The organism is Pseudomonas sp. H3_C08 (assembly GCF_054669455.1).
Genome location: NZ_CP162803.1, coordinates 2230787 through 2256900, shown reverse-complemented (window position 1 = coordinate 2256900; position 26114 = coordinate 2230787). Strand labels below are relative to the sequence as shown.

18 protein-coding genes and 1 pseudogene are annotated in these 26114 nt (G+C 58.9%); 8 read left to right on the top strand and 11 right to left on the bottom strand.

Annotation, left to right across the window (positions count from 1 at the left end):
* The first annotated feature begins 186 nt into the window (after nucleotides 1-186).
* From AB4N74_RS10305 to AB4N74_RS10285, 5 genes are read left to right on the top strand one after another with little or no spacing between them, the layout of a single operon-like run.
* Complete coding sequence (locus tag AB4N74_RS10305; RefSeq protein WP_460099887.1) at nucleotides 187-3678, top strand: response regulator; 3492 nt, start codon at nucleotides 187-189, stop codon at nucleotides 3676-3678.
* On the top strand, nucleotides 3678-4511 hold the full coding sequence (locus AB4N74_RS10300; RefSeq protein ID WP_093431257.1) for a CheR family methyltransferase: 834 nt from the start codon (nucleotides 3678-3680) through the stop codon (nucleotides 4509-4511). The genes AB4N74_RS10305 and AB4N74_RS10300 overlap by 1 nt, the downstream gene beginning before the upstream one ends.
* Nucleotides 4508-5101 carry a chemotaxis protein CheB gene (locus AB4N74_RS10295; RefSeq protein ID WP_099759244.1) on the top strand — a complete coding sequence of 198 codons (594 nt, stop codon included), beginning with the start codon at nucleotides 4508-4510 and terminating at the stop codon, nucleotides 5099-5101. The genes AB4N74_RS10300 and AB4N74_RS10295 overlap by 4 nt, the downstream gene beginning before the upstream one ends.
* The gene (locus AB4N74_RS10290) at nucleotides 5095-6309 is read left to right on the top strand and encodes a hybrid sensor histidine kinase/response regulator (RefSeq protein WP_093431264.1); all 1215 of its coding nucleotides are present in this window, start codon (nucleotides 5095-5097) and stop codon (nucleotides 6307-6309) included. The genes AB4N74_RS10295 and AB4N74_RS10290 overlap by 7 nt, the downstream gene beginning before the upstream one ends.
* Before the next feature lie 44 nt (nucleotides 6310-6353).
* Entirely contained in the window at nucleotides 6354-6731 is a 378-nt protein-coding gene (locus AB4N74_RS10285) for a response regulator (protein WP_003225116.1), read from the top strand.
* Nucleotides 6732-6843: 112 nt separating this feature from the next.
* On the opposite strand, the gene AB4N74_RS10280 is transcribed toward AB4N74_RS10285, so the two are convergent.
* From AB4N74_RS10280 to AB4N74_RS10270, 3 genes are all read right to left on the bottom strand, one after another.
* Nucleotides 6844-8514, bottom strand: coding sequence for an ATP-binding protein (locus tag AB4N74_RS10280; RefSeq protein WP_460099883.1), 1671 nt, complete (start codon nucleotides 8512-8514; stop codon nucleotides 6844-6846).
* Nucleotides 8511-10013, bottom strand: coding sequence for an ATPase domain-containing protein (locus AB4N74_RS10275; protein ID WP_093431272.1), 1503 nt, complete (start codon nucleotides 10011-10013; stop codon nucleotides 8511-8513). The genes AB4N74_RS10280 and AB4N74_RS10275 overlap by 4 nt, the downstream gene beginning before the upstream one ends.
* A gap of 131 nt (nucleotides 10014-10144) precedes the next feature.
* A complete protein-coding gene (locus tag AB4N74_RS10270; RefSeq protein ID WP_257355214.1) occupies nucleotides 10145-11200 on the bottom strand; it encodes a tetratricopeptide repeat protein in 1056 nt (351 codons plus the stop codon).
* Nucleotides 11201-11370: 170 nt separating this feature from the next.
* On the opposite strand from AB4N74_RS10270, the gene AB4N74_RS10265 reads away from it, so the two are divergent.
* The 3 genes from AB4N74_RS10265 to AB4N74_RS10255 are packed head-to-tail and all read left to right on the top strand — an operon-like array spanning nucleotide 11371 to nucleotide 14666.
* Nucleotides 11371-13506: an FUSC family protein gene (locus AB4N74_RS10265; RefSeq protein ID WP_460099878.1), complete on the top strand. Its 2136-nt coding sequence runs from the start codon at nucleotides 11371-11373 to the stop codon at nucleotides 13504-13506.
* On the top strand, nucleotides 13496-13696 hold the full coding sequence (locus AB4N74_RS10260) for a DUF1656 domain-containing protein (RefSeq protein WP_007914938.1): 201 nt from the start codon (nucleotides 13496-13498) through the stop codon (nucleotides 13694-13696). Before AB4N74_RS10265 ends, AB4N74_RS10260 begins: the two co-directional genes overlap by 11 nt.
* Nucleotides 13697-13700: 4 nt before the next feature.
* Nucleotides 13701-14666: an HlyD family efflux transporter periplasmic adaptor subunit gene (locus AB4N74_RS10255; protein ID WP_186621554.1), complete on the top strand. Its 966-nt coding sequence runs from the start codon at nucleotides 13701-13703 to the stop codon at nucleotides 14664-14666.
* Nucleotides 14667-14861: 195 nt separating this feature from the next.
* Here AB4N74_RS10255 and AB4N74_RS10250 read toward each other — a convergent pair whose 3' ends face one another.
* The 8 genes and pseudogenes from AB4N74_RS10250 to AB4N74_RS10215 all read right to left on the bottom strand — a co-directional run bounded on the left by AB4N74_RS10250 (nucleotide 14862) and on the right by AB4N74_RS10215 (nucleotide 25983).
* Nucleotides 14862-16283: an efflux transporter outer membrane subunit gene (locus tag AB4N74_RS10250; protein WP_116255504.1), complete on the bottom strand. Its 1422-nt coding sequence runs from the start codon at nucleotides 16281-16283 to the stop codon at nucleotides 14862-14864.
* Nucleotides 16280-19459 carry an efflux RND transporter permease subunit gene (locus AB4N74_RS10245; protein WP_099759239.1) on the bottom strand — a complete coding sequence of 1060 codons (3180 nt, stop codon included), beginning with the start codon at nucleotides 19457-19459 and terminating at the stop codon, nucleotides 16280-16282. The genes AB4N74_RS10250 and AB4N74_RS10245 overlap by 4 nt, the downstream gene beginning before the upstream one ends.
* 15 nt (nucleotides 19460-19474) lie before the next feature.
* Nucleotides 19475-20728: a multidrug efflux RND transporter periplasmic adaptor subunit MexE gene (gene mexE / locus AB4N74_RS10240; protein WP_093431287.1), complete on the bottom strand. Its 1254-nt coding sequence runs from the start codon at nucleotides 20726-20728 to the stop codon at nucleotides 19475-19477.
* A gap of 272 nt (nucleotides 20729-21000) precedes the next feature.
* The gene (locus tag AB4N74_RS10235) at nucleotides 21001-22740 is read right to left on the bottom strand and encodes a dipeptidase (RefSeq protein ID WP_460099873.1); all 1740 of its coding nucleotides are present in this window, start codon (nucleotides 22738-22740) and stop codon (nucleotides 21001-21003) included.
* A gap of 242 nt (nucleotides 22741-22982) precedes the next feature.
* Nucleotides 22983-23498, bottom strand: a complete 516-nt coding sequence (locus AB4N74_RS10230; protein WP_093431292.1) for a hypothetical protein — start codon at nucleotides 23496-23498, stop codon at nucleotides 22983-22985.
* Entirely contained in the window at nucleotides 23495-24229 is a 735-nt protein-coding gene (locus tag AB4N74_RS10225; RefSeq protein ID WP_186621559.1) for an alpha/beta hydrolase family protein, read from the bottom strand. The genes AB4N74_RS10230 and AB4N74_RS10225 overlap by 4 nt, the downstream gene beginning before the upstream one ends.
* 4 nt (nucleotides 24230-24233) lie before the next feature.
* Nucleotides 24234-24722 (bottom strand): annotated as a pseudogene (locus tag AB4N74_RS10220) (PAAR domain-containing protein); the annotation flags it as partial.
* A 346-nt stretch (nucleotides 24723-25068) separates the two neighbouring features.
* Complete coding sequence (locus AB4N74_RS10215) at nucleotides 25069-25983, bottom strand: LysR family transcriptional regulator (RefSeq protein WP_460099869.1); 915 nt, start codon at nucleotides 25981-25983, stop codon at nucleotides 25069-25071.
* Nucleotides 25984-26114 lie beyond the last annotated feature (131 nt).

Sequence of the window (26114 nt, the reverse complement as noted above, 5' to 3'; positions counted from 1 at the left end):
TGCCACAAGTTCCCTGCCCGAGACAAAAAAAGCATAGCCGCAGACGGGGTCGCAAGGATAACTGTTCAAGGCTGTAAAGGTGCTGGTGCATGTAGGAATTTGCGGCGAAAGATGTGAGAAAAATGGATCCACGCCGTCGTTTTGGGGCAAACTGCCGGTTTTTCAACAGTTCGACAAGGCTGCCCCATGTCCTCTCCGTCTACGGTTGATGAGCAACGGTTTCGCAAACTCCTGAGTCGCAACATCAGTCTGCCTTTGGGCGTCGGTGTGCTCAGTGCCGTGTTCTTCGTGTCGCTGATCACTTATCTGCTGTCGGTAATCCAGTGGGTGGAGCACACCGACCGGGTGATCAATAACGCCAACGAAGCGGTGAAGCTGACCGTGGACCTTGAAACCGGCATGCGTGGTTTCCTGCTCAGCGGCGACGAGCATTTCCTCGACCCGTACGAAACGGCCAAGCCGCGCATCGCGGTGGCCCTCAGTACCTTGCTCGAACTGACCGCCGACAACCCTGTACAAACCGATCGTCTGCGCCGTCTGCAAGCTTTGCAGGTTGAGTGGTCCAATTACGCCCAGTCGATGATCGATCTGCAGCGCTCCAGTGGCGATTACCGGGGCGCGGTCAAGGCCGGACGCGGCAAACGCCTGACGGACGAGATCCGCAAGCAATTCGAAGACGTTATCGAGACCGAACAGGTCCTGCGCACCACGCGTAATGAAGACGTGCGCCGCACCACGATCTGGAGCATCAGCCTCTATCTGGTGTTCATTGCCGGTATCAGTGGTTTGCTGGCCTATATCGGCCGGCGTGATCTGGTCAACCTGTCGACCAACTACAGCGCCAACCTTGCCGCCCAACAAGCCAGTGCCGAACGTCTGGAGCAGCAGGCGTGGTTGCGCAATGGTCAGACCGAACTGGCCGAGCAGGTGCTGGGGCAACTGACGCTGAATTTGCTGGGGCGCAATATTCTGCAATTCTGCGCGCAATATCTGGGCACCGCCGTGGCCGCACTGTATGTGCGTGAAGAACACGGCGGCCTCAAGCGTGTGGCCACTTACGGTTTCTCCCGCGAGCAGGAAGAGCAAGACCAATCGATCTACAGCGGCGAAGGCATTGTTGGCCAAGTGGCGCAGCAGGCGCGGTTGATCCGTCTGGATTCGGTACCGTCGGACTACTTCAAAGTCAGCTCCGGGTTGGGCGAGGGCTTGCCGCACAGTGTGCTGGTGGTGCCGACCAGTGATGACGACCGCGTCAATGGCGTGATCGAACTGGGTTTCCTGCGTCCGCTCTCGGATCGCGATATCGAACTGCTGGAACTGATTGCCGGCAATATCGGCACCTCCATCGAAGCCGCGCGCTACCGTCAGCGTTTGCAGGAAGTGCTGGCGGAAACCCAGCAACTCAACGAAGAGTTGCAGGTGCAGCAGGAAGAGTTGAAAACCGCCAACGAAGAACTGGAAGAGCAGTCGCGGATTCTCAAGGAATCCCAGGCGCATCTGGAAACCCAGCAAGTCGAACTGGAACAGACCAACGAGCAACTTGCCGAACAGGCGCAGACGCTGGCCGAACAACGCGACGCCATGGATCTGAAAAACACCGAACTCAATCAGGCTCAGGTACAACTCGAAGAGCGCGCCGAAGAGCTTCAACGCTCGAGCAAGTACAAGTCCGAATTCCTCGCCAACATGTCCCACGAACTGCGCACGCCGCTGAACAGTTCGTTGATTCTGGCCAAGTTGCTCGCGGAGAACCCACAGGACAACCTCAGCGCCGAACAGGTCAAGTTTGCCGAGTCGATCTATTCCGCCGGCAACGATCTGCTCAACCTGATCAACGACATTCTGGACATCTCCAAGGTCGAGGCGGGCAAGCTCGAAGTGATTCCGGAGAACACCAGCGTGGCGCGTCTGGCCGATGGCCTGCGCAGCGTGTTCGAACCTTTGGCGGCGGACAAACAGCTGACCTTCAGCGTCGATGTGCAACCTGGCGCACCGGGCATGCTCTACACCGACCGTCAGCGGCTGGAGCAGGTGATCAAGAACCTGCTGTCCAACGCCGTGAAGTTCACCGAGAAGGGCGCGGTCAGCCTGACCGTCGCCGGCCAGCCGGATGATCGGGTCGCGTTCATCGTGCGCGATTCGGGTATCGGCATCGCTGCCGACCAGCAGGAGAGCATTTTCGAAGCCTTCCGCCAGGCCGACGGCACCACCAACCGCAAGTACGGTGGCACCGGTCTGGGCCTGTCGATTTCGCGGGATCTGGCGACCTTGCTTGGCGGTTCGATCAGCGTCAGCAGCACACCGGGGCAGGGCAGTGTGTTCACATTGCTGCTGCCGCAGCAGTTCAACGAGGCCAATGAAGTTGCGTTCGCACCGTTGACCTTTACCCCGCCAGCGGCGGTGGCCAGCGCGCCACTGGCGCCGGTTGTTTCGCCGTTGGCGCCGGTGCATATTCCGCGCTTCGCCGATGACCGCAACAAGGCGCCATTCGCCACGCGCTGCATTCTGGTAGTGGAAGACGAGCCGAACTTTGCGCACATCCTCTACGATCTGGCGCATGAACTGGGCTATCAGTGCCTGGTGGCCCATGGCGCGGACGAAGGTTACGACCTCGCCAAAGAGTTCGTGCCGGACGCGATCCTGCTCGACATGCGCCTGCCGGATCACTCCGGCCTCACCGTGCTGCAACGCCTGAAGGAACACGCTGGAACCCGGCACATCCCGGTGCATGTGATTTCCGTCGAGGACCGTGTCGAAGCGGCAATGCACATGGGCGCGATCGGCTATGCGGTCAAACCGACCACCCGCGAAGAGCTCAAGGACGTGTTCGCCCGTCTCGAAGCCAAGCTGACCCAAAAGGTCAAACGCGTGCTGTTGGTCGAGGACGACGATTTGCAGCGCGAAAGCATTGCCCGTCTGATCGGCGACGAAGACATCGAAATCACCGCCGTCGGCCTCGCGCAGGACGCGCTGGAGCTGCTGCGCACCACGATCTACGACTGCATGGTCATCGACCTGAAGTTACCGGACATGCTCGGCAATGATCTGCTCAAGCGCATGTCCACCGAGGACATCTGCTCGTTCCCGCCGGTTATCGTCTACACCGGGCGCAACCTGACCCGCGATGAAGAGGCCGAACTGCGCAAGTATTCGCGCTCGATCATCATCAAGGGCGCACGTTCGCCAGAGCGCTTGCTGGACGAGGTCACACTCTTTCTGCACAAAGTCGAATCGCAGTTGTCCCATGAACGGCAGAAGATGCTCAAGACCGCGCGCAGCCGCGACAAGGTCTTCGAGGGTCGCAAAGTGCTGTTGGTGGACGACGATGTGCGCAACATTTTCGCCCTCACCAGCGCTCTGGAGACCAAAGGCGCAGTCGTGGTCATCGGCCGTAACGGGCGTGAGGCGATTGAAAGACTCAATGAAGTCGAGGACATCGATCTGGTGTTGATGGACGTGATGATGCCGGAAATGGATGGTTTTGAAGCCACCATTGAAATCCGCAAGGATCCGCGCTGGCGCAAACTGCCGATCATCGCGGTGACGGCCAAGGCCATGAAAGACGATCAGGAGCGCTGCCTGCAGGCAGGCGCCAATGATTACCTGGCCAAGCCTATCGACCTGGATCGCCTGTTCTCGCTGATTCGCGTGTGGTTACCAAAAATGGAACGCATTTAGTGGAACGCAGTACGCCAGCCGAACGAAACAGTGAAATCGAACTGCGCTTGTTGATTGAGGCGATCTACCTCAAGTACAGCTACGATTTTCGCGATTACTCCGGCGCTTCGATCAAGCGCCGGGTGCAGCACGCGCTGAGCCAGTTCGAGTGCGCGACCATTTCGGCATTGCAGGAAAAGGTTCTGCATGACCCGACAGCGTTCATGCAGTTGTTGCAATTGCTGACGATTCCGGTCAGCGAGATGTTTCGTGACCCTTCGCACTTCCTCGCGATTCGCCGGGAAGTGGTGCCGCTGTTGCGCACTTATCCGTCGATCAAGATCTGGATCGCCGGGTGCAGCACGGGCGAGGAGGTCTATTCGATGGCGATTCTGTTGCGCGAAGAAGGCCTGCTCGATCGCACGATCATCTATGCCACCGATATCAACCCGCGCTCGCTGGACAAGGCCAAGCAGGGGATTTTCTCAATGGAGAATGTTCGTGCGTACACGGCCAACTATCAGCAGGCTGGTGGCCAGCGCTCGTTTGCCGACTACTACACTGCAGCTTACGGTTACGCGATTTTCGACAAGAGCCTGTGTGAGAACGTGACCTTCGCCGACCACAGTCTGGCGACGGACAGCGTGTTCTCCGAAACTCAATTGATTTCCTGTCGCAACGTACTGATTTACTTCAACAAGAAACTTCAGGACCGCGCCTTTGGTCTGTTTCATGAATCGCTGTGCCACCGCGGCTTTCTAGTGCTGGGCAGCAAGGAAACGCTGGATTTCTCCGGTTACGCGAATCAGTTCGAAGCGCTGGTCAAACAAGAACGGATCTACCGTAAAACATGAATGAGGCTGTGGATTTACCTCGCGTCGAGGCAATAGTGGTCGGAGCTTCCGCCGGTGGCGTCGAGGCGCTGCTGAGCCTGCTCGGACCGCTGCGCCGAGGCTACAGGTTGCCGATCATTGTGGTCCTGCACCTGCCCGAAGAGCGCCGCAGCCAATTGGCCGAGGTCTTCTCCCGGCGTGTAGAGATGCCAGTGCACGAGGCTGCCGACAAACAGGATATCGTTGCCGGCAACGTGTATTTCGCCACGCCGGGTTATCACCTGTCGGTGGAGCAGGATCGCAGCCTCTCGTTGAGCCTGGAGGAGCGCGTGCATTATTCACGGCCATCGATCGACTATCTGTTTGAATCGGCCGCCGACGCCTACGGTTCTTCCCTGGCCGCTGTACTGCTGACCGGCGCCAATCACGATGGCGCGCGCGGGTTGGCCGAGGTCAAGCGTTGCGGCGGTTTGACCATCGTCCAGGACCCCGAAGACGCGCAAGTCGCCACCATGCCCTTGGCTGCACTGAAGATTCAGCAGCCGGATCATGTCCTACCCATTCACGGCATCGGCCGTCTGCTTGTCGAGCTGGAACGAATCGCATGCTGAGTAATATCCAAGCCAAACTGCTGATCGTCGACGATCTGCCGGAGAACCTGCTGGCGCTCGAAGCGCTGATCAAGCGCGAAGACCGTACCGTCTATAAAGCTCTATCGGCGGATGAAGCGCTGTCGTTGTTGCTGCAACATGAGTTCGCCATGGCCATCCTCGACGTGCAGATGCCGGGCATGAATGGCTTCGAACTCGCCGAGTTGATGCGTGGTACCGAGAAAACCAAGAATATCCCGATCATTTTCGTCAGCGCCGCCGGCCGTGAACTGAATTACGCGTTCAAGGGTTACGAGAGCGGGGCGGTGGACTTTCTGCACAAACCGCTGGATATCCATGCGGTCAAAAGCAAGGTCAATGTCTTCGTCGATCTGTACCGCCAGAGCAAAGCGCTCAAGCAACAGCTTGAAGCCCTGGAGCAGGCCCGTCGCGAGCAGGAAGCGCTGCTGCAAAAACTGCAGAACACCCAGCTGGAGCTGGAGCAGGCCGTGCGCATGCGTGATGACTTCATGTCGATCGTTGCCCACGAAGTGCGGACGCCGCTCAACGGCCTGATCCTCGAAACCCAGTTGCGCAAGATGCACTTGGCTCGGGACAACGCTGCGGCGTTCACCCTCGACAAGATGCACGCCATGGTCGACCGCGATGAACGGCAGATCAAAAGCCTGATCCGCCTGATCGAAGACATGCTCGACGTGTCGCGCATTCGCACCGGCAAATTGTCGATCCGACCGAGTCGTTTCGATCTGGTGCAACTGGTCAGCAACCTGCTGCAAAACTTTGCGCAACAGATCGAAGCCGCTGAAACCGAAGTGTCGTTTACCGCGCCAGTACCGGTGGAAGGCCATTGGGACGAGTTCCGCATCGAGCAGGTAGTCACCAATCTACTGACTAACGCTCTGCGTTACGGCGGTCGCAGCCCGATTCAGGTGCGGGTTTACTGTGAAGGTGATGAAGCGCGGATCGAGGTGCAGGACCGTGGCATCGGCATCAGCCAGGACAACCAGAAGCGTATTTTTCAACAGTTCGAACGGGTTTCCGCCAAGACGGTAGTGGCCGGGCTCGGGCTGGGTCTGTTCATTTCCGAGCAGATCGTCGCCGCCCATGGCGGTTCCATCGTCGTCGAGAGTGAAATCAACGAAGGCGCCCTGTTTCGCGTTTGTCTGCCAATCCAGGAAAACGGCAAATCCGACGCAACCTCTGAGTGACCACACGGTCGTATCAGCAGCTATTGACCGAACAAAGGCTTCCCATGAGCGTAGATGCACAAGATGTAGTACTCGTCGTCGAGGACGAACCGGTTATCTTGATGGTCCTGACGGATTACCTGTCAGGGCAGGGGTATCGCGTGTTGCAGGCCGAAAACGGCGAGCAGGCGTTCGAGATTCTTGCGAGCAAGCCACATCTGGACATGTTGATCACCGATTTCCGCTTGCCCGGCGGGATCTCCGGTGTGCAGATCGCCGAGCCGGCCGTCAAGCTGCGCCCGGACCTTAAAGTGATTTTCATCAGCGGTTATCCGCAGGAAATCCGCGAAACCGGCAGCCCGATCACGCGCAAGGCGCCGATCCTGGAAAAGCCGTTCGACCTGGATGTGTTGCAGGAAAAGATTCAGGAATTGCTCGCCTGATATCTGTGTAGGAGCTGCCGCAGGCTCGGGCCGCGATCGGACGATCTTTTGATCTTTTTTAACGATCAACATCAAAAGATCGCAGCCTGCGGCAGCTACAGTTTCAGTATTATCAGCTTTTGATCATCTCCCGCACTTTGGCGGTCAACAGGTCGAAAGTGAACGGTTTGGTGATCATCTGCATCCCCGAATCGAGGAACCCGCCACGCACTCCCGCGTGCTCGGCGTATCCGGTGATAAACAGGACCTTCAGACCTGGCCGATATTGTCGACCAACCTCCGCCAGTTGCCGGCCGTTCATGCCCGGCAGACCGACATCACTGATCAGCAGATCGATGCGCTGCGTCGAGTTCAGAATCGGCACCGCGCTGTCCGCATCCCAGGCCTCGACGAAGGCATAACCCAACTCACCGAGTACCGCGCAGACCAGCACGCGCACGGCGGGGTCGTCTTCGACGATCAGCACGGTTTCGCCGTCAAGCGCATCCGGCAATTGCGGAATATCGGCGACGGGGCTGGCCAGTTCTTCGCCGCGAAAGCGCGGCAAGTACAGTCTCACTGTGGTGCCTTCATCGATCTCGCTGTCGATCGAGACATGGCCGCGTGACTGCTTGCTGAAACCGTAGATCATTGACAGGCCCAGTCCCGTGCCCTGGCCGATCGGTTTGGTGGTGAAAAAAGGGTCGAACGCACGGTTGATGACACTTTGTGGCATGCCACTGCCGTTGTCGGTGACGCTGAGCATCACGTAATCACCGGGTTCGAGGTTGTTGTAGGCCTCGGTGAATTCGCGCTTGAGCACCTGGTTGCTGGTCTCGACCACCAGTTTGCCGCCGTCGGGCATCGCGTCGCGGGCATTGATCACCAGATTGAGCAGGGCGCTTTCCAGTTGATTGGGATCCGCCTCCGCAACCCACAGATTGTCGTTGAGGCGCATGTCCAGCTGAATGCTTTCGTTGAGGCTGCGTTGCAGCAACTCGCCCATGGACTGCACCAGGGCGTTCATCTGCACTGCTTTGGAGTCGAGCGACTGCCGACGCGAAAACGCCAGCAAGCGGTGGGTCAGACCGGCGGCACGGTTGGCCGAAGTCACGCCCAGATCGATCAGGCTGTCGAGGTCATCGGTGCGACCACGGGCCAGACGTCGACGCAACAACTCAAAACTGCCGATGATGCCAGTGAGCATGTTGTTGAAGTCGTGGGCGATACCACCGGTGAGCTGGCCGACCGCTTCCATTTTCTGCGACTGGCGCAGCGCTTCTTCGTTGTGGCGCAGTTGTGCGGTGCGCTCTTCGACCTGTTGCTCAAGGGTTTCCAGAGTCGACTGCAGGCGCCGTTCGCTTTCACTCAGATCGATCAGCCGGTCGCGGGCTTCGTATTGTCGTCGACGGCCGCGCAATGCGGCGGAAACCATACTGACCAGCGTCGCCGGATGAAACGGTCGCTCAAGGAACGTCACGTTGCCCAGCAGATCGCTGAGGCGTGAGGAGGGGCCTTGTTCCTGGCCACCGTGATGAGTCAACAGCACAATCGGCAGATCCGACCAGGCAGGTTGCTCTTGCAGATACAGGAACAGCGCTTCCAGTTCCGGCCCGCGCAACGCTTCAGCGGCGACCAGCAACAGACCGGCACCGATTTCCAGTTCCGTACACAACGAACTCAGACTTGGAGTGACGACTCCACCGTAACCCGCCTCGTTGAGGATCATCTGCGCAATCTGGCTGTCGCGACCCACGGGCGCCAGAATCAGCGCCCGTTCGGCCAGCGGAACCTGGACCGTCACAAGCGCTCTTCCTGCAACAACGGGTTACTCGCGCCGAGGTAGGTGGGGACGCCGCGCAGTACACCCTGAAAGGCTTCCAGCGGTTCGCCGATGGTCATGCCTTGCGTGGAAATGCGGTATTCACGAATGGTCGATTCGTGGCTGCCGGTGCGTTTCTTGATGATCGAGATCGCGCGGCGGACTTTGCCCAGTGCTTCGAAGTAGCGCAACAGAATCACCGTGTCAGCCAGATAAGTAATGTCGACCGGCGCTTGCATGTCGCCGACCAGACCATGCTGGGCAACCGTCATGAACGTCGCCGCGCCTTTGCGGTTCAGGTAGAGCAACAGTTCGTGCATGTGCAGTACCAGCGCGTTTTCTTCCGGCATTGCTGCCTGATAGCCGTTGATGCTGTCGATAACCACGGTTTTGATTTGACCTTCATCGACACAGCGGCGCACGCGGTGGGAGAACTCGCCCGGTGACAGTTCGGCGGCGTCGACCTGTTCGATCAACAGATTGCCGGTCGCCTGCAGGGCCTTGAGGTCGATGCCGATGTTTTTCATGCGCTCGAACAGCAGGCCCAGTTCTTCATCGAAGATAAACAGTGCAGCTTTCTCGCCACGGAGCACGGCAGCGGCGGCGAAGATCATCGAGATCAGCGATTTACCGGTACCGGCAGGGCCGAGAATCAGCGTGCTGGAGCCGGTCTCGATGCCGCCGCCGAGCAGGGCGTCCATTTCCGGGATGCCACTGGACAGTTGCAAGCGCGCATAGTCGCCACGGTGTTCAGCCGCCACCAGACGCGGGAACACGTGCACGCCGTCGCCCATGATGGTGAAGTCGTGGAAACCGCCGCGATATTTCTGGCCTCGGTACTTGACCACTCGCACGCGTCGCCGCTCGGCGCCGTAGTTAGGCGTCAGCTCTTCGAGGCGGATCACCCCGTGGGCCACACTGTGCACGGTTTTGTCGAGGGATTCGGTGGTCAGGTCGTCAAGCAGCAGAACCGTGGCGTTGTAGCGCACAAAGTAATGCTTGATGGCCAGAATCTGCCGGCGATAACGCAACGAACTCTGCGCCAGCAAACGAATCTCCGACAGGCTGTCGAGCACCACACGCGTGGGCTTGAAGCGTTCGACCGCTTCGAAAATCTGCTTGGTGGCTTCGCCCAGTTCCAGGTCGGAGGAATACAGCAGGCTCTGTTGGTGCTCAGCATTGAGCAGGCTTTCCGGGGGCGTCAACTCGAAGATCTTGATGTTGTCATCCAGCGTCCAGCCGTGGGACGACGCCCCTTGCCTCAGTTCGCGCTCGGTTTCCGAGAGCGTGATGTACAACGAGCGTTCGCCGGCTTTCGCGCCGGCCAGGAGGAAATGCAACGCGACCGTGGTTTTGCCGGTTCCGGGCTCACCCTCCAGCAAAAAAACATGACCGCGAGACAAACCACCGGCCAGGATGTCATCCAGACCCACAATGCCGGTAGCGGCTTTCGCACTGATCAACTCGTTAGAAGTAGACAAAAAATGCCCTCTCATGACTAAGGGAAGCGAGGCCGCCAACTAATTGAGCGGCCTGATTAACTTGACCCTATGGCGTGATGGCAGTTCCGAAATTCCTTGCCGGATGTGTCCAACGAGCGGTCAAAAGTACTTCAGAGGCCTTGCTGTAACTCAGGATCATCCGGGTTCAGCTGCTCCAGTTGCGCCAGCAGGATCTGCACATTCTGCAGTTGTCCGCTTTCCTTCCAGTAATTGATCAGCAAGACCCGCGCCTTGCGGTCGGCGGGGTGGCGCTGGACGATTTCCTGCAATTGCTTCTGCGCCGCTTCCAGTTCTTCGGCGCTGTGCAGGGTGGTGGCGAGGTCGTAGCGATAATCCTTGTTGTCCGGCTCAAGCTCCACGGCTTTGGACAAACCGAGCAGGGCGTATTCGCGCTGATCGTGGTGCAACAGCCAAAGGCCCAAGGCATGTTGCAGATAAGCCGAGTCTGGTTGTGCCTTGAGTTGTTGGCCCAGCAATTGGCGGGCGGCATCGGTTTGGCCCTGGCGATCGAGGACATCGATCTGCATCACCAGCGCCTGCAGATTGCCGGGATCCATGCGCAGGGTATTCTCAAGCGCGACCTGTGCCTCCTTGAGTTCGGCGTTGTGTAGATGCAGTCGGGCCAGTTGCGCGTAGTTGGCAGCGCTTTCCGGCAATGCCTTGAGCGTTTGCTCCCAACCGTCGATCGCTTGTTGCAGCGGCGCGAAATACAGCCCCAGCTCATCCGGGGTCAAGCCGAGCAGGGCGTTGATCGCGGCGAAGCGAACAGTTTGATCCTCATCCTCGAGCATTGGCCCGAGCAACAGGCTTCGTTGCCCGCCCGGCACCAGTCCGACCACGCTTTTGATCGCCGCCAGCCGCACGGCGGGGGATTCGTTTTGCAGGTCTGTATCGGCCAGCTTCAACGCCTGTGGACTTGGGTAGTTAGGCAGCTCGCCATGCAGCCACACGCGGCGCTTGACCGAAATGTCCGGACGGCCCAGTTGCTGATACAACTGACGCGCCGCGCCCGGTTGACCCTTGCGCGCGGCATCCAACGCCTCGCTATAGCCGTGTTTGATCGCATCGGGTATGACCGGCACGGTGCTGCGCACGGACAACCACGCGACAATGACGACAAGCACAAGGCCCAGGCTGATAAGCAAGTAGCGGCGAGACTGAGGCATGCAGGTTTCCGAAACAGGCGTTCTTGAGCAGAGCGGCAAGCTTCGGTCAGCTTCGGCCATGAGTCAAACTCTTGCATGCGAATCGCCCTACAAACTGCGTCGACTCAGTTACCCGTCAGTCTTTGGTTGAAGTGTCTACGCTTGCAGAAGTCGCTTCGATGAGTGTGCCCATGCAAGCCCTGTTCAATTACTTCAAGGCCGTGATTCACCCTGGTCAGGCCGTCCTGCTGTTTGCCCTGCGGACCATTGCGGCGGGGTTGCTGACGCTGTATCTGGCGTTTCTGTTCGATCTCGATCAGCCCAAGTGGTCGATCATGGCGGTGGTCATTGTCAGCCAGCCGTTGGCCGGGATGGCGCTGGCACGCAGTTTCGGCCAGGTGATCGGCACGACGCTTGGGGCAGCGGTGGCGGTAGTGATCATGGCGATCTTTCCCCAGGCCCCGCTGCCATTCATTACCACCCTGGCCCTGTGGCTGGCGCTGTGCACGGCCGGCGGCACGTTGCTGCGCTACACCAGCTCGCAAGCGTTTGTGCTCAGTGGTTACACCGCTGTGGTCGTGGCGCTATTGGCAATTCCCGACCAGGACGGCACGTTTCTGTTGGCGGTAACCCGCGTCACGGAAACCTTGCTGGCCGTGGCGTGTGTATGTGTGGTCAGTCTGCTGACGGCGCGGCCGCAAGCGGTGGCCAAGGGGTATTTCGCCAAAGTCGATCAGGTGATCAAACTGGCCGCCAGCCATGCCGCGGCAGTGCTTCGCACGGAGGAAAGCGAAGCGGAGTTCCAGCGCCGGCAAATGCAACTGCTCGGCGAGATCAGCGCCCTTGAAGGCCTGCGGCGGCACTTGTATTTCGATGCGCCGCGCTTGCGCAGCGCCAGCCATCTGGTGCTGCTGTTGGGCAACCAACTGATGCTGCTGACCTCTCGGTTGACCGCATTACGTCATCAGCGCGAACTGCTTACCGAACGCTGGGAAGGCGATCTGCCGCTGGACATCCAGCGCTTGCGCGCCGAAGAGCTGGCGCTGCTCGATCAGTTGGCGGAGCAGGGGCGAGCGCTGCCCGAACCCGCACGCCAGCACTTCGTCAAGCTGCAGCAACAGTTCGAAGCGTTGGCGTATCAGGCCGAGCAGTTGACTGAAAACATGAGCGCCACCTTGCGCTCGCTGGCCTGGGCGCTGCGCTGGGAACAGGCGCGGCTGTTGCAGCAACTGGAGCAAATCCTTGAACTGAGCGATGCGATTCAGGAAGGGCGCGAGGCCAGTTGTCTTTATCGCGGTCAGGTCAGCCCTCTGCATCTGGATTTCACCCTGGCGTCGATGAATGCGATCCGTGCGTTCACCGCGCTGCTGGTCGCCGGGTTGATCTGGATCGAAACCGCGTGGGACGGCGCGCGGGGCGGGATGATTCTGGTGGGAATCCTCTGCTCGCTGATGGCGACGTTCCCGCGCCCGCTGATGGCCGCGCAGAGTTACGCCCGTGGCCTGGGGCTGGCGCTGGTGGTCTCGGCGTTCTATCAATTCATGCTGGTGCCGGCGATCAGTGATTTCGAGCTGCTGGCAATGCTGCTGGCGCCGCTGCTGTATGTGATCGCGATCGGTCTGGCCAGCCCGGCGACGGCAGGCATCGGCATGGGGCTGGGGTTGTCGAGTTTCCTGATGCTCGGTCCGCAGAATGTTGGTACCGGGCAGAACACCGCGATTCAATGGTTCGAATTTGCCGGCGCCTATGTCAGTGCGGCCATGCTTGCCCTGATCGTTTATGCGTGGATTTTCCCGTTTCGCCCGGCGTGGCGCCTTCGCCGTTTGTATAACGAAGCGCGCGAGCAGGTGTATGCGCTGACCAAAGCCCCCGCGACCGATGAGCAACAGTTTGCCTTTGAAAGCCGCATGGTCGATCGCCTGACCAGCATGCTCGGCCTGCTGCCGGCGGTGAACAGCCGGCCCATGCAGCAACTGTATGAAATCAGTCTGGCTTGCGTAGCTCTGGGTGTAGCGATGCATCAATTGAGGCAGCAGGCACACAACAATGCATTGCTGACGGACGCTTTCAATCAGCGTCTGGCTTCGGCCGTGCGCAAGACCGGGCGCTTTGTCGCCGGGCGGCAGGACGTTCAACTGGCGCCATTGTTGGCCACGCTACACACATTGGGCGACGAGCTGGATGAACTGCACGTCGCCAGCCATGAGCATGTGTGGTCGCTGTTTCGTATGCGCGTGGCCCTGCTGATCGTGGTGTCATTCCTGCAGCGCCACGGTGACGCCATCCAGCATTCTGTTCCGGAAGGAGAAGCAGCCCTTGCCCATTGATTTCGAGATTGGCGGTGTCTATCTGCCGCCCATTGCTCAGGCGCTATTGTTGGCCATCCCGATATTCATGCTGCTGGACTGGGGATTGCGGCGTTTGGGCGTGTTGCGTCTGGTCTGGCATGAGGCGCTGTTCGAGGGCGCCTTGTATGCCTGTGTGTGTGCCACGCTGATTTTGCTGATGGGAGCCTGATGCCTTGAAAGTGCTATTCACGCGATTGATTACATTGGCAGTGGTGTTGCTGGCGATCGTCCTCGGCTGGTTTGCCTGGGAACATTACACGCGCGCGCCATGGACTCGCGATGCCCGGGTCAGGGCAGACGTGGTGACGCTGTCGGCGGATGTGTCGGGGCGTATTGTCAGTCTGGCGGTGCAGGACAACCAGCATGTGCAGAAGGGGCAGCTGTTGATGGAGATCGACCCGGCGCGCTACCGCCTGGCGGTAGAGCACTCGCGGCGTTCGGTGGAAGTGGCGAAGGCAACGCTGGGGCAGTCGCAAGCGGCCATTGTTGCCAGTGAAGCCTTGCTCAAGCAGCGGCAAAGCGAAGAGCGTCGGCGGCGTACGCTCAAGCAGGGTTTTGCGATTTCCGGGGAGGAGTGGGAGAAGTCCAGTACCGATGTGGCGGTAGCCCAGGCGGATCTGCTGCGCAATCAAGCCAATCTCGGCCTCGCAGAGGCGAACGTGCAGTTGGCGATTGCCGCAATGACCCAGGCCGAACTGGATTTGCAGCGCACCCGCGTCGAGTCCCCAGTCAGCGGTTACGTGACCAACCTCCTGACCCGTGAAGGTGACTACGCGGTGAGCGGCGGTGCTTTGTTGGCGCTGGTCGACAGTGACTCGTTCTACATCAGTGGTTATTTCGAAGAAACCAAGCTGCCACGAATCGGCGAGGGCGATCGGGTACGCGTGCAATTGATGAGCGGGGAGACGTTCGGCGGCACGGTGCAAAGCATTGCCTTCGCCATTGCCGACCGCGAAAACGCACCGGGCAGCCGGCTGCTGGCCAACATCAATCCAAGTTACACCTGGGTAAAACTCGCGCAGCGGGTGCCGGTACGGATCGAAATCGATGGCGACTACGCCGGCAAAAACCGCTTGCGTGCGGGCACCACAGCGACCGTCACCGTGCTGGAAAACACCCAATCTGAAGAACACCGTTAACCCTGTGGGAGCGAGCGTGCTCGCGAAAGCAATGGAACAGCCCCGATGGTGTCGCCTGACACACCGCATTCGCGAGCAGGCTCGCTGCCACAAGATTTCATTGATCAAAAATAAAAAAAGCCCCGCGACCGAATGATACGCGGGGCAAAAAAATTGGTTGGTTGCGGCCAACCAAAGGAGCTCTTTAACAATCGATTACTTGCTGGCGACAGTCTCCGGTTGCCAGCCGCCGCCAAGGGCCTTGTAGATCGCGACGATGCCGCGATACAGGTCGACTTCGGCCTGGGCCTGACTGTCTTCGGCGTTCAGACGTTCACGCTGAGCGTCGAGCAGTACGAGGAAGTCCGTGGTGCCTTCGCGATAGCGGATTTCAGCCAGGTCAGCAGCCTTGCGGCTTGATTCACTCTGACGGATCAACGAGATCAGGCGTTGCTGACGCTTGCCGTAATCGCTGAAGGCGTTTTCCGATTCTTCCAGTGCCAGCAGCACTTGTTGCTCGTAAGTCGCCAATGCGCCTTCGGCATCAGCATCGGCGCCACGCAAACGCGCGCGCACGCTGCCAAGGTCGAACGCTGCCCACGTAATGCTCGGGCCGAGTGCCCAGGCGTTGGCCGCCGAGGAACCGATCTGCGAACCACGCCCGGCCGTCCAGCCGAGGAAGCCGCTGAGGCTGACCCGTGGAAACAGATCGGCTTTCGCCACGCCGATACGCGCCGTGGCCGAAGCCAGTTTGCGTTCGGCGCTGAGAATGTCCGGACGACGCTGCAGCAGTTCGCCCGGATCACCAATCGGCAAGGCCTTGGCAATCGCCGGCAAGTCTTTTGGACTCAGATCAACGGTCAGCTTGTCCGGACGCTCACCGAGCAGGGTGGCGATTCGGTTTTTCTGCCGAACCTGTTCAGCCTGCAATTGCGGCACAGTGGCTTCAACGTTGGCCAGACGCGCATCCGCGCGCTCGACATCGAGCTGATCACCGACACCGGCGTCTCGCAGGCTGATGGTGATCTTGCGCGACTCTTCCTGGTTTTTCAGGTTGGCCACGGCGATCTTTTCGCGCAGTTGCGCACCACGCAGTTGACCGTAGGCGTCCACCAGTTCGGCAATCATGGTGACTTGCAGTTGGTACAGATCGGCTTCGGCCGCTTGCTGGTCGGCGTCGCTGGCTTCCAGATTGCGCTGGATGCGACCAAACAGGTCCAGCTCCCAGGCCATGTCCAGACCGAGGTCATAGCGTTCGCTATTGACTCGGTCGGTGGTCTGGCCAGGGATTTGCCCCTTGGCCAGATCACTGCTGGCGCGGCTGGTGATGGTCGGCATCGCATCGTTGCTGGCGTCGTCGCGGATCGCCCGGGCGGCTTTCCAGCGGGCGAACGCCACGCGCAGTTCACGGTTGCCTTGCAGTGATTGGGTCACCAACTGGTTGAGGGTCGGATCGTCGAATTGCTGCCACCAGATGCCTTCGAATTTAGAACGGTCGAAGTTCTTTTGCCCGGCGGCGCCGTCGGTGGCGGCCGTGATATTGGCTGCCTCCGTGGCTGGGGTCTTGTAGTCGGGGCCGACGGCGCAGGCACTGAGGGCCAGCACCAGCAGACTCGGCAGGAAGACTTTCAGACTCATTGTTGCGCCTCCAGTTTCAGAGCTTTGGCCGCTTTGCGGGCTTCGCCGCGTTCGACAAAGTTACGGATCAGTACGTAAAACACTGGCGTCAGCAACAGACCGAAGAAGGTCACCCCGAGCATGCCGGAGAACACCGCCACACCCATGGCGTGACGCATCTCGGCACCGGCACCGCTGGAGAACACCAGTGGCACCACACCCATGATGAACGCGAAGGAGGTCATCAGGATCGGCCGCAGACGCAGGCGGCAGGCTTCGAGTACCGCCGCGAGCGGATCGAGGCCTTCTTCCTGTTTGTCCTTGGCGAACTCGACGATCAGAATCGCGTTCTTACAGGCAAGTCCCACCAGTACGATCAAGCCGATCTGGGTGAAGATGTTGTTGTCACCGCCCGAGATGATCACGCCGGTGATGGCCGACAGCAGGGTCATCGGTACGATCAGGATCACCGCCAGTGGCAGGCTCCAGCTTTCGTATTGAGCGGCGAGCACCAGGAACGCCAGCAGTACGCAGAGCGGGAACACGAACAGCGCGGTGTTGCCGGACAGGATCTGCTGGTAAGTCAGGTCGGTCCACTCGTAGGTCATGCCGTTTGGCAGTTCATCCTTCAGCAGTTTCTCGATGGCTTTCTCGGCCTGGCCGGAGCTGTAGCCCGGGGCAGCCGCGCCGTTGATTTCTGCAGTGATGAAGCCGTTGTAGTGCATCACGCGATCCGGACCCGAGGTGTCGCTGACCTTGATGAAGGTCGCCAGCGGGATCATTTCGCCTTTGTTGTTGCGTACTTTCAGCTGACCGATCTGATCGGATTCGAGGCGGAACTGTTGCTCGGCCTGAACGTTGACCTGATAGGTGCGCCCGAAGCGGTTGAAGTCGTTGGCATACAGCGAACCCAGATAGATCTGCAGGGTGTCGAAGATGTCGCTGACGGCCACGCCGTGAGTCTTGGCTTTTTCACGGTCGATGGCGGCATCGACCTGAGGCACGTTCACTGTGTAGCTGGTGAACAGCCCGGCCAGTTCCGGCACGCTGTGGCTTTTGTTGATGATGTTCATGGTCTCTTTGTACAGCTCGTCGTAGCCCAGGTTGCCCCGGTCTTCGATTTGCAGGCGGAAACCACCAATGGTGCCCAGACCTTGTACCGGCGGTGGCGGGAAGATCGCCATGTACGCCTCTTGAATGTTCGCGTACTGGCCGTTCAAGGCTCCGGCAATTGCACCGGCGGACATGCTCGGATCTTTACGTTCGTCGAACGGTTTCAGGGTCACGAAGACGATGCCGGCGTTCGGGCTGTTGGTGAAGCCGTTGATCGACAGGCCCGGGAACGCTACGGCGCTTTCCACGCCTGGCTGTTTCAGCGCCAGGTCGGACATGCGCTTGATCACGTCTTCAGTGCGATCCAGGCTAGAAGCGTCCGGCAATTGCGCGAAAGCCACCAGGTATTGCTTGTCCTGGCCGGGTACGAAACCGGTCGGGGTGCTGGAGAAACCGAAGAAGGTCAGCACCATCAGGCCTGCGTACAGCAGCAGGGCGATGCCGCTGCCACGGATAACCCGGCGCACGGTGCCGACATAACCATGGCTGGCACGGTCGAAGAAACGGTTGAACGGACGGAACAACCAGCCACCGAAGATCTTGTCGAGCACTTTGGAGAAGCGGTCTTTCGGTGCGTCATGGCTTTTCAGCAACACAGCGGCCAGTGCTGGCGACAGGGTCAGCGAGTTGAACGCCGAGATCACGGTCGAGATTGCAATAGTCAGTGCGAACTGCTTGTAGAACTGCCCGGTGAGGCCGGAGATAAACGCGGCCGGAATGAACACCGCACACAGCACCAGAGCCGTGGCAACGATCGGGCCGGTCACTTCACGCATGGCGCGCTTGGTGGCTTCGACCGGATTCAATCCGAGCTCGATATTGCGCTCGACGTTCTCCACCACCACGATGGCGTCGTCCACCACGATACCGATCGCCAGTACCAGACCGAACAGCGACAAAGCGTTGAGCGAGAAGCCGAACAGGTGCATCACCGCAAACGTACCGATCAACGACACCGGCACTGCCACCAGCGGAATGATCGAGGCACGCCAGGTTTGCAGGAACAGGATCACCACCAGCACCACGAGAATCAGTGCTTCGAAGAGGGTGTGAACCACCGCCTCGATCGAGCCTCGCACGAAGATCGTCGGGTCATAGACGATGCTGTAATCCATGCCTTGCGGGAAGTTTTTCTTCAGCTCGTCCATCTTGCCGCGAACTTCGTTCGAGATGTCGATGGCATTGGAGCCTGGGCGCTGGAAGATCGGAATGGCCACTGCCGGCTGGTTGTCCAGCAACGAACGCAGCGCGTATTGGCTGGAGCCCAGCTCAACGCGAGCGATGTCTTTGAGGCGAGTGATTTCACCGTTGTCGCCTGCGCGAATAATGATGTTCTCGAACTCTTCCTCGCTGACCAGTCGGCCCTGAGTGTTGACCGACAGCTGGAAGCTCTGGGCATTCGGGGCAGGGGGCGCACCGAGTTGACCGGCCGCGACTTGACGGTTCTGTTCACGAATTGCGGTGACCACATCAGTCGCCGTCAGATTGCGCGAAGCGGTCTTGTTCGGGTCAAGCCAGACACGCAGCGAGTAGTCGCCCATACCGAACAGCTGTACGTCGCCGACACCGTTCAGACGAGCGAGCTCATCCTTGATATTGAGGATCGCGTAGTTGGACAGGTAGAGCATGTCGTAGCGCTTGTCCGGGGAGGTCAAGTGCACAACCATGGTCAGGTCGGGCGACGCTTTGTCGACGGTGATACCGATGCGCGTCACTTCTTCGGGAAGTTTCGGCTCGGTACGGGTCACCCGGTTTTGCACCTGCACCTGCGCATTGTCCAGGTCAGTGCCCAGGGCGAAGGTAATGGTCAGGGTGATCTTGCCGTCGGCGGTCGACTGCGAGGACATGTACAGCATGTTCTCGACGCCGGTGATGGCCTGCTCCAGCGGAGCGGCCACGGTTTCACCGATGACTTTAGGGTTGGCGCCCGGGAAGTTGGCACGTACCACCACGGTAGGTGGCACGACTTCCGGGTATTCGCTGATCGGTAGCTGGAACAGCGAGATTGCACCGGCGATCAGGATCAACAGCGACAGCACCGCTGCGAAGATCGGCCGTGAAATGAAGAATTGGGAAAAATTCATCGGAGTTGTCGTCCCTTAACCGCGTGGGGTCGTAGCGGCCAGCTTCACAACCGAACCAGACGCGCCTTTGGCAGGAGCGACTTTGGGCAGGTTGCTGGCTTCCAGCGCTTGACGTTGTTGAGCGAGTGCCGCGATGGTCTGTTCGCTGGCCATCGGCACCACTTCAGGGGTAACCGGGGAGCCAGGACGAACCCGTTGCAGACCCTTGACGATGATCGTGTCGTCCTTGTTCAGGCCGGTACGGACGATGCGCAGGCCTTCGATCTTCGGACCCAGTTCAACGGCGCGGTACGCGGTTTTGTTGTCCGCATCCATCACCAGTACGAACTTCTTGCCCAGGTCAGTGCCGACCGCTTCATCGTTGATCAGCATGGCGTTGTAGGTGCCGCTGCCGACCAGTTTCAGGCGTGCGTACAGGCCCGGGGTGTAGGTGCCATCGCTGTTGTCGAACACCGCGCGACCACGAATGGTGCCGGTTTTCGGGTTGACCTGGTTATCGACGAAGTTCATCTGACCGAGGTGCGGGTTGCCGTCTTCGTTGGACAGGCCCATGTACACCGGGGTGGTCGCGCCGCGCTGACCGTTACGGGCGAGCTGGGTGTATTTGAGGAACACACGCTCGTCGGCGTCGAAGTAGGCATAAACACGGTCGGTGGAAACCACACTGGTCAGCGGCGTGGTGTCGGCGGTCACCAGGTTACCGGCGGTGATCTCGGCACGGCTGACGCGGCCACTGATCGGCGCGGTGACGCGGGTGAAGCTGAGGTTCAGTTTGGCCAGATCCAGTTGCGCTTGCAGGGCACCGACGGCGGCGCGAGCTTCTTGAGCGGCGCTGGTGCGCGAGTCGGCCAGTTCGGCGGAAATGGCGTTGCTGGCACGCAGGCGTTCACCACGACCGGCTTCGTTTTCACTGCGGGTGGCGTTGGCGCGGGATTGAGCGACCAGGGCTTCGAGGCGGCGTACCTCAGCCTGGAATGGACGCGGATCGATCTGGAACAGCAGGTCGCCTTTCTTGACCAGTGCGCCTTCAGTGAAAGCGACGTCATCAATCTGGCCGGAGACCCGTGGACGGATTTCAACGGTTTCCGGCGCTTCGAGGCGCCCGGTGAATTCGTCCCACTCGTTGACCGGTTGCTCGAGCACCTTGGCCACGCTGACTTTCGCAGCGGGCATAGTGGCGGCAGTCTCCGGAGTCTTGCCGCAGGCGCTCATCACCAGTACGGCCAACATGGCCAACGGGAAGCGCAAATGTTTGAGTGACTGTTCCATGGATGCATCCGCCAATGTATTGAAGATGGGCGGATGATGCTCGGCGGGGTGTGATGGCACGAATCGAATGAAGCAAAGGTAACTATCATTCGGAATGATATAAGACCCGAACGAGCCCTCTAGCATGCACCTTTCGTTAGGTGGCTATCAATCTACTTGGTGGCAATTCTCTGTTGCCTGACCTGCAAAAGTCAGGAGCGAGGCTGCGCGGCGGGGATTACGCGGGGATTAAAAATGCCGAACCCGCCATGGCGGCGGGTTCGACAATGCGGTCAGAGTTTCGGCAACTGGCCGATGCGTCCCATCATTTCCGTCACGATCTGCAGATCCAGCTGGAATTGCTCCACAGTCTTGAACTCGCCATCGGTGTGACCGGTGTATTTCACGTTCGGCATGGCCAGACCGAATTGCACGCCGTTCGGCAATTCATGCACCGAGGTGGCGCCAGCGGAAGTGCCGAACTCGTGCTTCATACCGAGGTTTTCAGTCGATACCGCCAGCAGCGCCTTGACCCATTCACCTTCAGGGTTGCGGTACATCGGCTCGGCGATCGAATAGTCGAAGGCAACGGCTACATGGCTCTTCTTGCTCCATGCCGCCAGTTTCTCAGCGATTTCAGCTTTGAGCTTCTCCGGCGACTTACCTTTCGGAACGCGCAGGTTGACCGCGAGTTTGAACGCTTTTTCGTCCATGCCGACGTAGGTCAGCGAGGTCGTCAGCGGCCCCATGAAGGCATCGGAGAAACCGACATTCAACTTGTTGCCCAGGTAATCCAGACCCCAATTGTCGGCAGCGTAACGTGCGGCATCGGTGATGTGGTTGTGCTTGAACGCGACTTTGCCATCAAGGCTATTGATAAAGACCAGCATCCGCGCGACCGGGTTGACCCCGGATTCGGGCTCGGAGGAGTGCGCAGATACGCCAGTCACGGTGAGTTTGACGTCTTTGCCGTCGACCTTGGCGCTCACCTGGAAATCGCCGCCATTGCGCTTGGCAAACTCGTCACCGGCCTTTTGCAGACTGGCGGCCAGTTCCGCAGGCTTGTCGGTTACCAGGGTGGCGACCGACGCCGACGGAATCTGGTTGGTTGCCAGGCCACCGGTCATCGAGATGATTTCCGCGCCTTTGCCTTCACCTTTGCGCTTGGCAAAGTTGGCCATGACGGTGCCGTAGCCTTTCTCGGCAATCACCACCGGGTAGCCGCCGTCCAGCGCCAGGTTGTAGTTTGGCGTCGGGTTGCGTTCGAAGTAGTAAGGGATCGCGTCGCCCGTGGTTTCTTCGGTGGTGTCGACCAGCAACTTGAAGTTGCGCACCAGCGGCAGTTTTTCTTCCTTGATGACTTTCATGGCATACAGCGTGACGACGATACCGTTCTTGTCATCCTCGGTGCCGCGACCGTACATGCGATCGCCGATCAGGGTGATCTTGAACGGGTCGAGGCGAGTGCCATCCTTGAGCACCCAGTTTTCCGGCGTCACCGGCACCACGTCGGCGTGCGCGTGAATACCAACCACTTCATCACCGCTGCCATCGAGGGAAATCTCGTAGACTCGGTTGTCGATGTTGCGGAATTTCAGATTGAACGACTCGGCGAGACTTTTGATCTTCGCCGCGATCTTGATGAATTCCGGGTTGTCGTGCTGCTCAACGCCGTCCTTGCGAAAGGTCGGGATTTCCACCAGTTCGCGCAGGGTTTCAGTGGCGGCAGCGCTGTATTTCGCTCGCGTGTAGAGACCCAGCAGACGATAGATTTCGTTCTGCTGATCGGCGTTTAAAGTCTTGTTATCGAGATAGGCGCCAATTGCCGGACCAATGTTTGCGGTTTTCGCCAGATCGCTCTTGCTCAGGCTGCCGAGGAACTGACTGAAGTCTGTGGCTTTGTCTGCACTGTAAGTCTTGAGAATTTCAGCGCTCTGCTGCGGGGTGATATTGGCTTGCGCGGGCGCCGTGAACACGGCAAGACCGGCCAGCATCAACGTGGTGGCAGCCAGTTTTTTGAAAGGGATATTCATTACGAAGGGCATTCCTTTGCAGGGCAGTGAGTTAGGCGTGTCTCAAGGTTGAGACACATACGCTTACAACCTAACACCGTGTCAGAGCCTTGCGGGAGTCCTGAAAGGGGATGTGTCGCACAAAAATGCAAAAGAGGCGCACAAATGAAAAAGCCCGGGGAAGGTTTCCGGGCTTTTTTGTGGGGGCTCACCTGACGACCAGCGCTTCTCCAAATCCTTGCGCCAGGTTCAGCAAAGCGCGGCTATCTGAAGATCTGTTCAATCATGATCCTGGAGGGGATGAATAACGTATTCGTGTAATAGGCCTCATACCCATAGGCGGTTATGCGAACTTTGCACGGGATGGAAGTTTGCGACGTCAGCAACGGTTTGATGGCGTCGTAGTCATTCAAGTCGCGTTGCGTACCATCCGGATTGGTGTAGTAGAAGATCAGGTCGGAGGAAAACTTGTAATTGGGCCTGGCTTGACCGCTTGCGTTCACTCGCCCTTCGGCTTTTACCGCGATTGAATGCTCGGATGAGAACTCCATGTCGCGATTGAGAGAGCAGATCAGGGTAGGGTTGAGCTGGTTGGAGTTTTCGTAATCATTGAAAGCGTTCTGCAAATCCACAGTGGAGTTGAAGTGGGCCGTGAACAGATTGGCGGGGCCGAGTTCAAACGACGATAGCGTGAGGTCGGCGGGCGGAATGCTGGCCGTTTTTACGCAGCCGGTGCAGAGTAGAACGCCCAGGTAAATGACCGCGCGGAAGCTGTTCATTGGCCGAAAATACCGTTGATTGAGTCAAAAATCAGATCGCAGGCGGACTTCGTCCCTTGCACAGGTTCTATAAACATCCAGTCAGCAGATGCATGGTGCCTATCAATGGTCTTGTTGATGGTCGGACCAGACTCGATCATCCAACGCTCCCCGAATTCTGCGACACCGTCAGATTGGTCAGGTGTACTGGCGTTGGCCCGGATGTTGATCCATGTTTCAGCGACAGGCGTTGGCTCCGAAAAATAGATGTCGGAACCCAGCCATACCAGGAATCCTTCACCCACTGGATCGAGTGTCACCAGATATTTGATGGTGTAACCGGCTTCGGAAAGGATCTGTGACAGATGTGCGCCGTTCCATCCGCCGAGGCTGTGGCCGACGATGTAAACCGGACAGGATTTGCTGGGAATGTTGTCGATGAAGTGAGTCTGGATATCGCCGGAACCCCTTGCATCTTTATAACTTTTAGGGAACCCCGTGTACTTCGCCGGCAGCTTGGCGCTGGCGGCAATTTTGCCGTCGAGCTGTTTTTTTGCGTCGTCGATATTGTGGAACGCGCCTTGAAAATAGTATTTCTCTTGGTCGGCAGCCCCACCAATGAAAAAAACGATCGCCTTCTTTACGGGAACGGGAGCCGTCTTTACCGACTGATCCTTCACGAGTGTTAACGTCGGCGTGACGGCCAGACTCGCGGTATTTCCATTGGGAAGCTGGATTTGCTCTGCCGGCATGTTTTCAATCTTCCAGAAATAGTTTGAAGGTTTCTGCCACGTGTGAACTCACGACGTGGGTGAACCCCAGCGAATCACTGGTGCCGTATTCGAAACTGCCATCTGCGCGCTGGATCGCGTAGGCATGATTAGGCATTGGCTCACCGGTGCTTTCGTCGATCAATTTGATCTTGTCGCTGAAGTGCACCGGCATCGGCAGCAGACCGCTGAAAGGTGCCGAGACGAAGGTGTCGCCGATGATGACTGTTCCGGAACCGCCCACCACGATGTTGCCGTGTCCGCCCGTGCTGTCGATCGTCGCAGCATTCAAACCATTGATGAAAACGGTCGAGCTGACGCCTCCCGTGATCGGACTGCCACAAGCGGATTTGTCGGTCATCCGGGCGGCAGCAAGCCCGTCAAAGTTCACATTGGGCGAGCCACTGGCAATGGGATTCGTGCCATGTCCCGGAAGAGGGCAGCTAGTGGGGTCCGTGAGGCGTGCAGCAGGTTTCCGCTCATGCGAAGTTCCGTTTCAAGAGGGCAGATCGGGCAGCCGTGATGAGTAGCCGTATCGTAGAACAGCCAGGGCTGTTCGCTGGATCGACAGCCTTGGTGGTCGTAGTAATCGGGAATGGTGAGGATGTGGTGTCAGCTCTGCGAGACATTGACCCCATGTGCATCCGGACGGATGCGAGTGTTCGCCTTCAATCACACCGGTGGTGTTTGAAGAGGCGAGGGGCACAAGCGCTTGCATACGTGAAGTACGCATCAAATTTTACCGTCCCTGGAAATTTCGTTGCGAAGAATGCCGCAAGCTACGCTTGCGTTCAATAATATTCAGAACTGCCAGCGCGGATTCACAGGCTATCTGGATCGCCAAAAAACATCTGAATCCGCGACCGCAACCACCGCTCACCCGGATCATTATCCTGCGATCCACGCCAAGCCATGTGCAGTTCAAACGTGCGCGTCGGCAACGGCGGATCTTCCGCCCGAACCCCACCAGCCGCCGTCAGCGCATCCGCCGTGTAATCCGGTACGGTCGCCACGATGTCGGTGCCCGCGAGCAACGTACTCAAACCATTGAACTGCGGCACCGCTAGCACCACATGCCGCTTGCGCCCCAGTTTCTCCAGCTCTTCATCAATAAAGCCACTGAGATCGCCAGCAAACGACACCAGCGCATGCGGACGCGCGCAATAGTCGTCCAGGCTCAACGGCCCCGGCACGGTATCGGCGCGCAGCAATTTTGGCGCGCTGCGGCGCAGGATTTTGCGCTTGGCATTGGCCGGCAGGTCTGTGGTGTAGCTGACGCCAATGGATATCTCGCCGGAGGCCAGCAGGCCCGGCATCAATATGTAATTGACGCGACGGATCACCAGCACGATTCCCGGTGCTTCCGCGCGCAGGCGTTTGAGCAGCATTGGCAGCAGGGCGAATTCGACGTCGTCGGACAGGCCAATGCGAAATACCGAGGTGCTGGTCGCCGGGTCGAATTCGGCCGCACGGCTGACGGCGGTCGAAATCGAATCGAGGGCCGGCGAGAGCAGGGCGAAGATTTCCACCGCGCGGGCGGACGGTTCCATGCTGCGCCCGGTGCGTACAAATAGCGGGTCATCGAACAGGCTGCGCAGGCGCGAAAGGGCCGCACTGATTGCTGGCTGACCGAGAAAGAGCTTTTCTGCCGCCCGGGTCACACTGCGTTCGTGCATCAATGTTTCGAATACGATCAACAGGTTCAGGTCGACACGACGCAGGTCATTACGATTCATCTGGAGTCCTGGCAGAGTCATCAAGCTTGACGAGAGCAGCCATATGAGAACAATGGCCGGCATGAATCTTACGGGGAAAGACTGGTACTCTGCACCGGAAAATTCAGCTTGAGTGAGACGTTGGCAGTAGT

Bases quoted from the DNA above. Each gene is read 5' to 3' on its own strand.
- AB4N74_RS10230 (WP_093431292.1), bottom strand. From the start codon at position 23,498: ATGAACAGCTTCCGCGCGGTCATTTACCTGGGCGTTCTACTCTGCACC.
- AB4N74_RS10250 (WP_116255504.1), bottom strand. From the start codon at position 16,283: ATGAGTCTGAAAGTCTTCCTGCCGAGTCTGCTGGTGCTGGCCCTCAGT.
- AB4N74_RS10305 (WP_460099887.1), top strand. From the start codon at position 187: ATGTCCTCTCCGTCTACGGTTGATGAGCAACGGTTTCGCAAACTCCTG.
- AB4N74_RS10285 (WP_003225116.1), top strand. From the start codon at position 6,354: ATGAGCGTAGATGCACAAGATGTAGTACTCGTCGTCGAGGACGAACCG.
- AB4N74_RS10225 (WP_186621559.1), bottom strand. From the start codon at position 24,229: ATGCCGGCAGAGCAAATCCAGCTTCCCAATGGAAATACCGCGAGTCTG.
- AB4N74_RS10215 (WP_460099869.1), bottom strand. From the start codon at position 25,983: ATGAATCGTAATGACCTGCGTCGTGTCGACCTGAACCTGTTGATCGTA.
- AB4N74_RS10245 (WP_099759239.1), bottom strand. From the start codon at position 19,459: ATGAATTTTTCCCAATTCTTCATTTCACGGCCGATCTTCGCAGCGGTG.
- AB4N74_RS10265 (WP_460099878.1), top strand. From the start codon at position 11,371: ATGCAAGCCCTGTTCAATTACTTCAAGGCCGTGATTCACCCTGGTCAG.
- mexE (WP_093431287.1), bottom strand. From the start codon at position 20,728: ATGGAACAGTCACTCAAACATTTGCGCTTCCCGTTGGCCATGTTGGCC.
- AB4N74_RS10270 (WP_257355214.1), bottom strand. From the start codon at position 11,200: ATGCCTCAGTCTCGCCGCTACTTGCTTATCAGCCTGGGCCTTGTGCTT.
- AB4N74_RS10295 (WP_099759244.1), top strand. From the start codon at position 4,508: ATGAATGAGGCTGTGGATTTACCTCGCGTCGAGGCAATAGTGGTCGGA.
- AB4N74_RS10235 (WP_460099873.1), bottom strand. From the start codon at position 22,740: ATGAATATCCCTTTCAAAAAACTGGCTGCCACCACGTTGATGCTGGCC.
- AB4N74_RS10290 (WP_093431264.1), top strand. From the start codon at position 5,095: ATGCTGAGTAATATCCAAGCCAAACTGCTGATCGTCGACGATCTGCCG.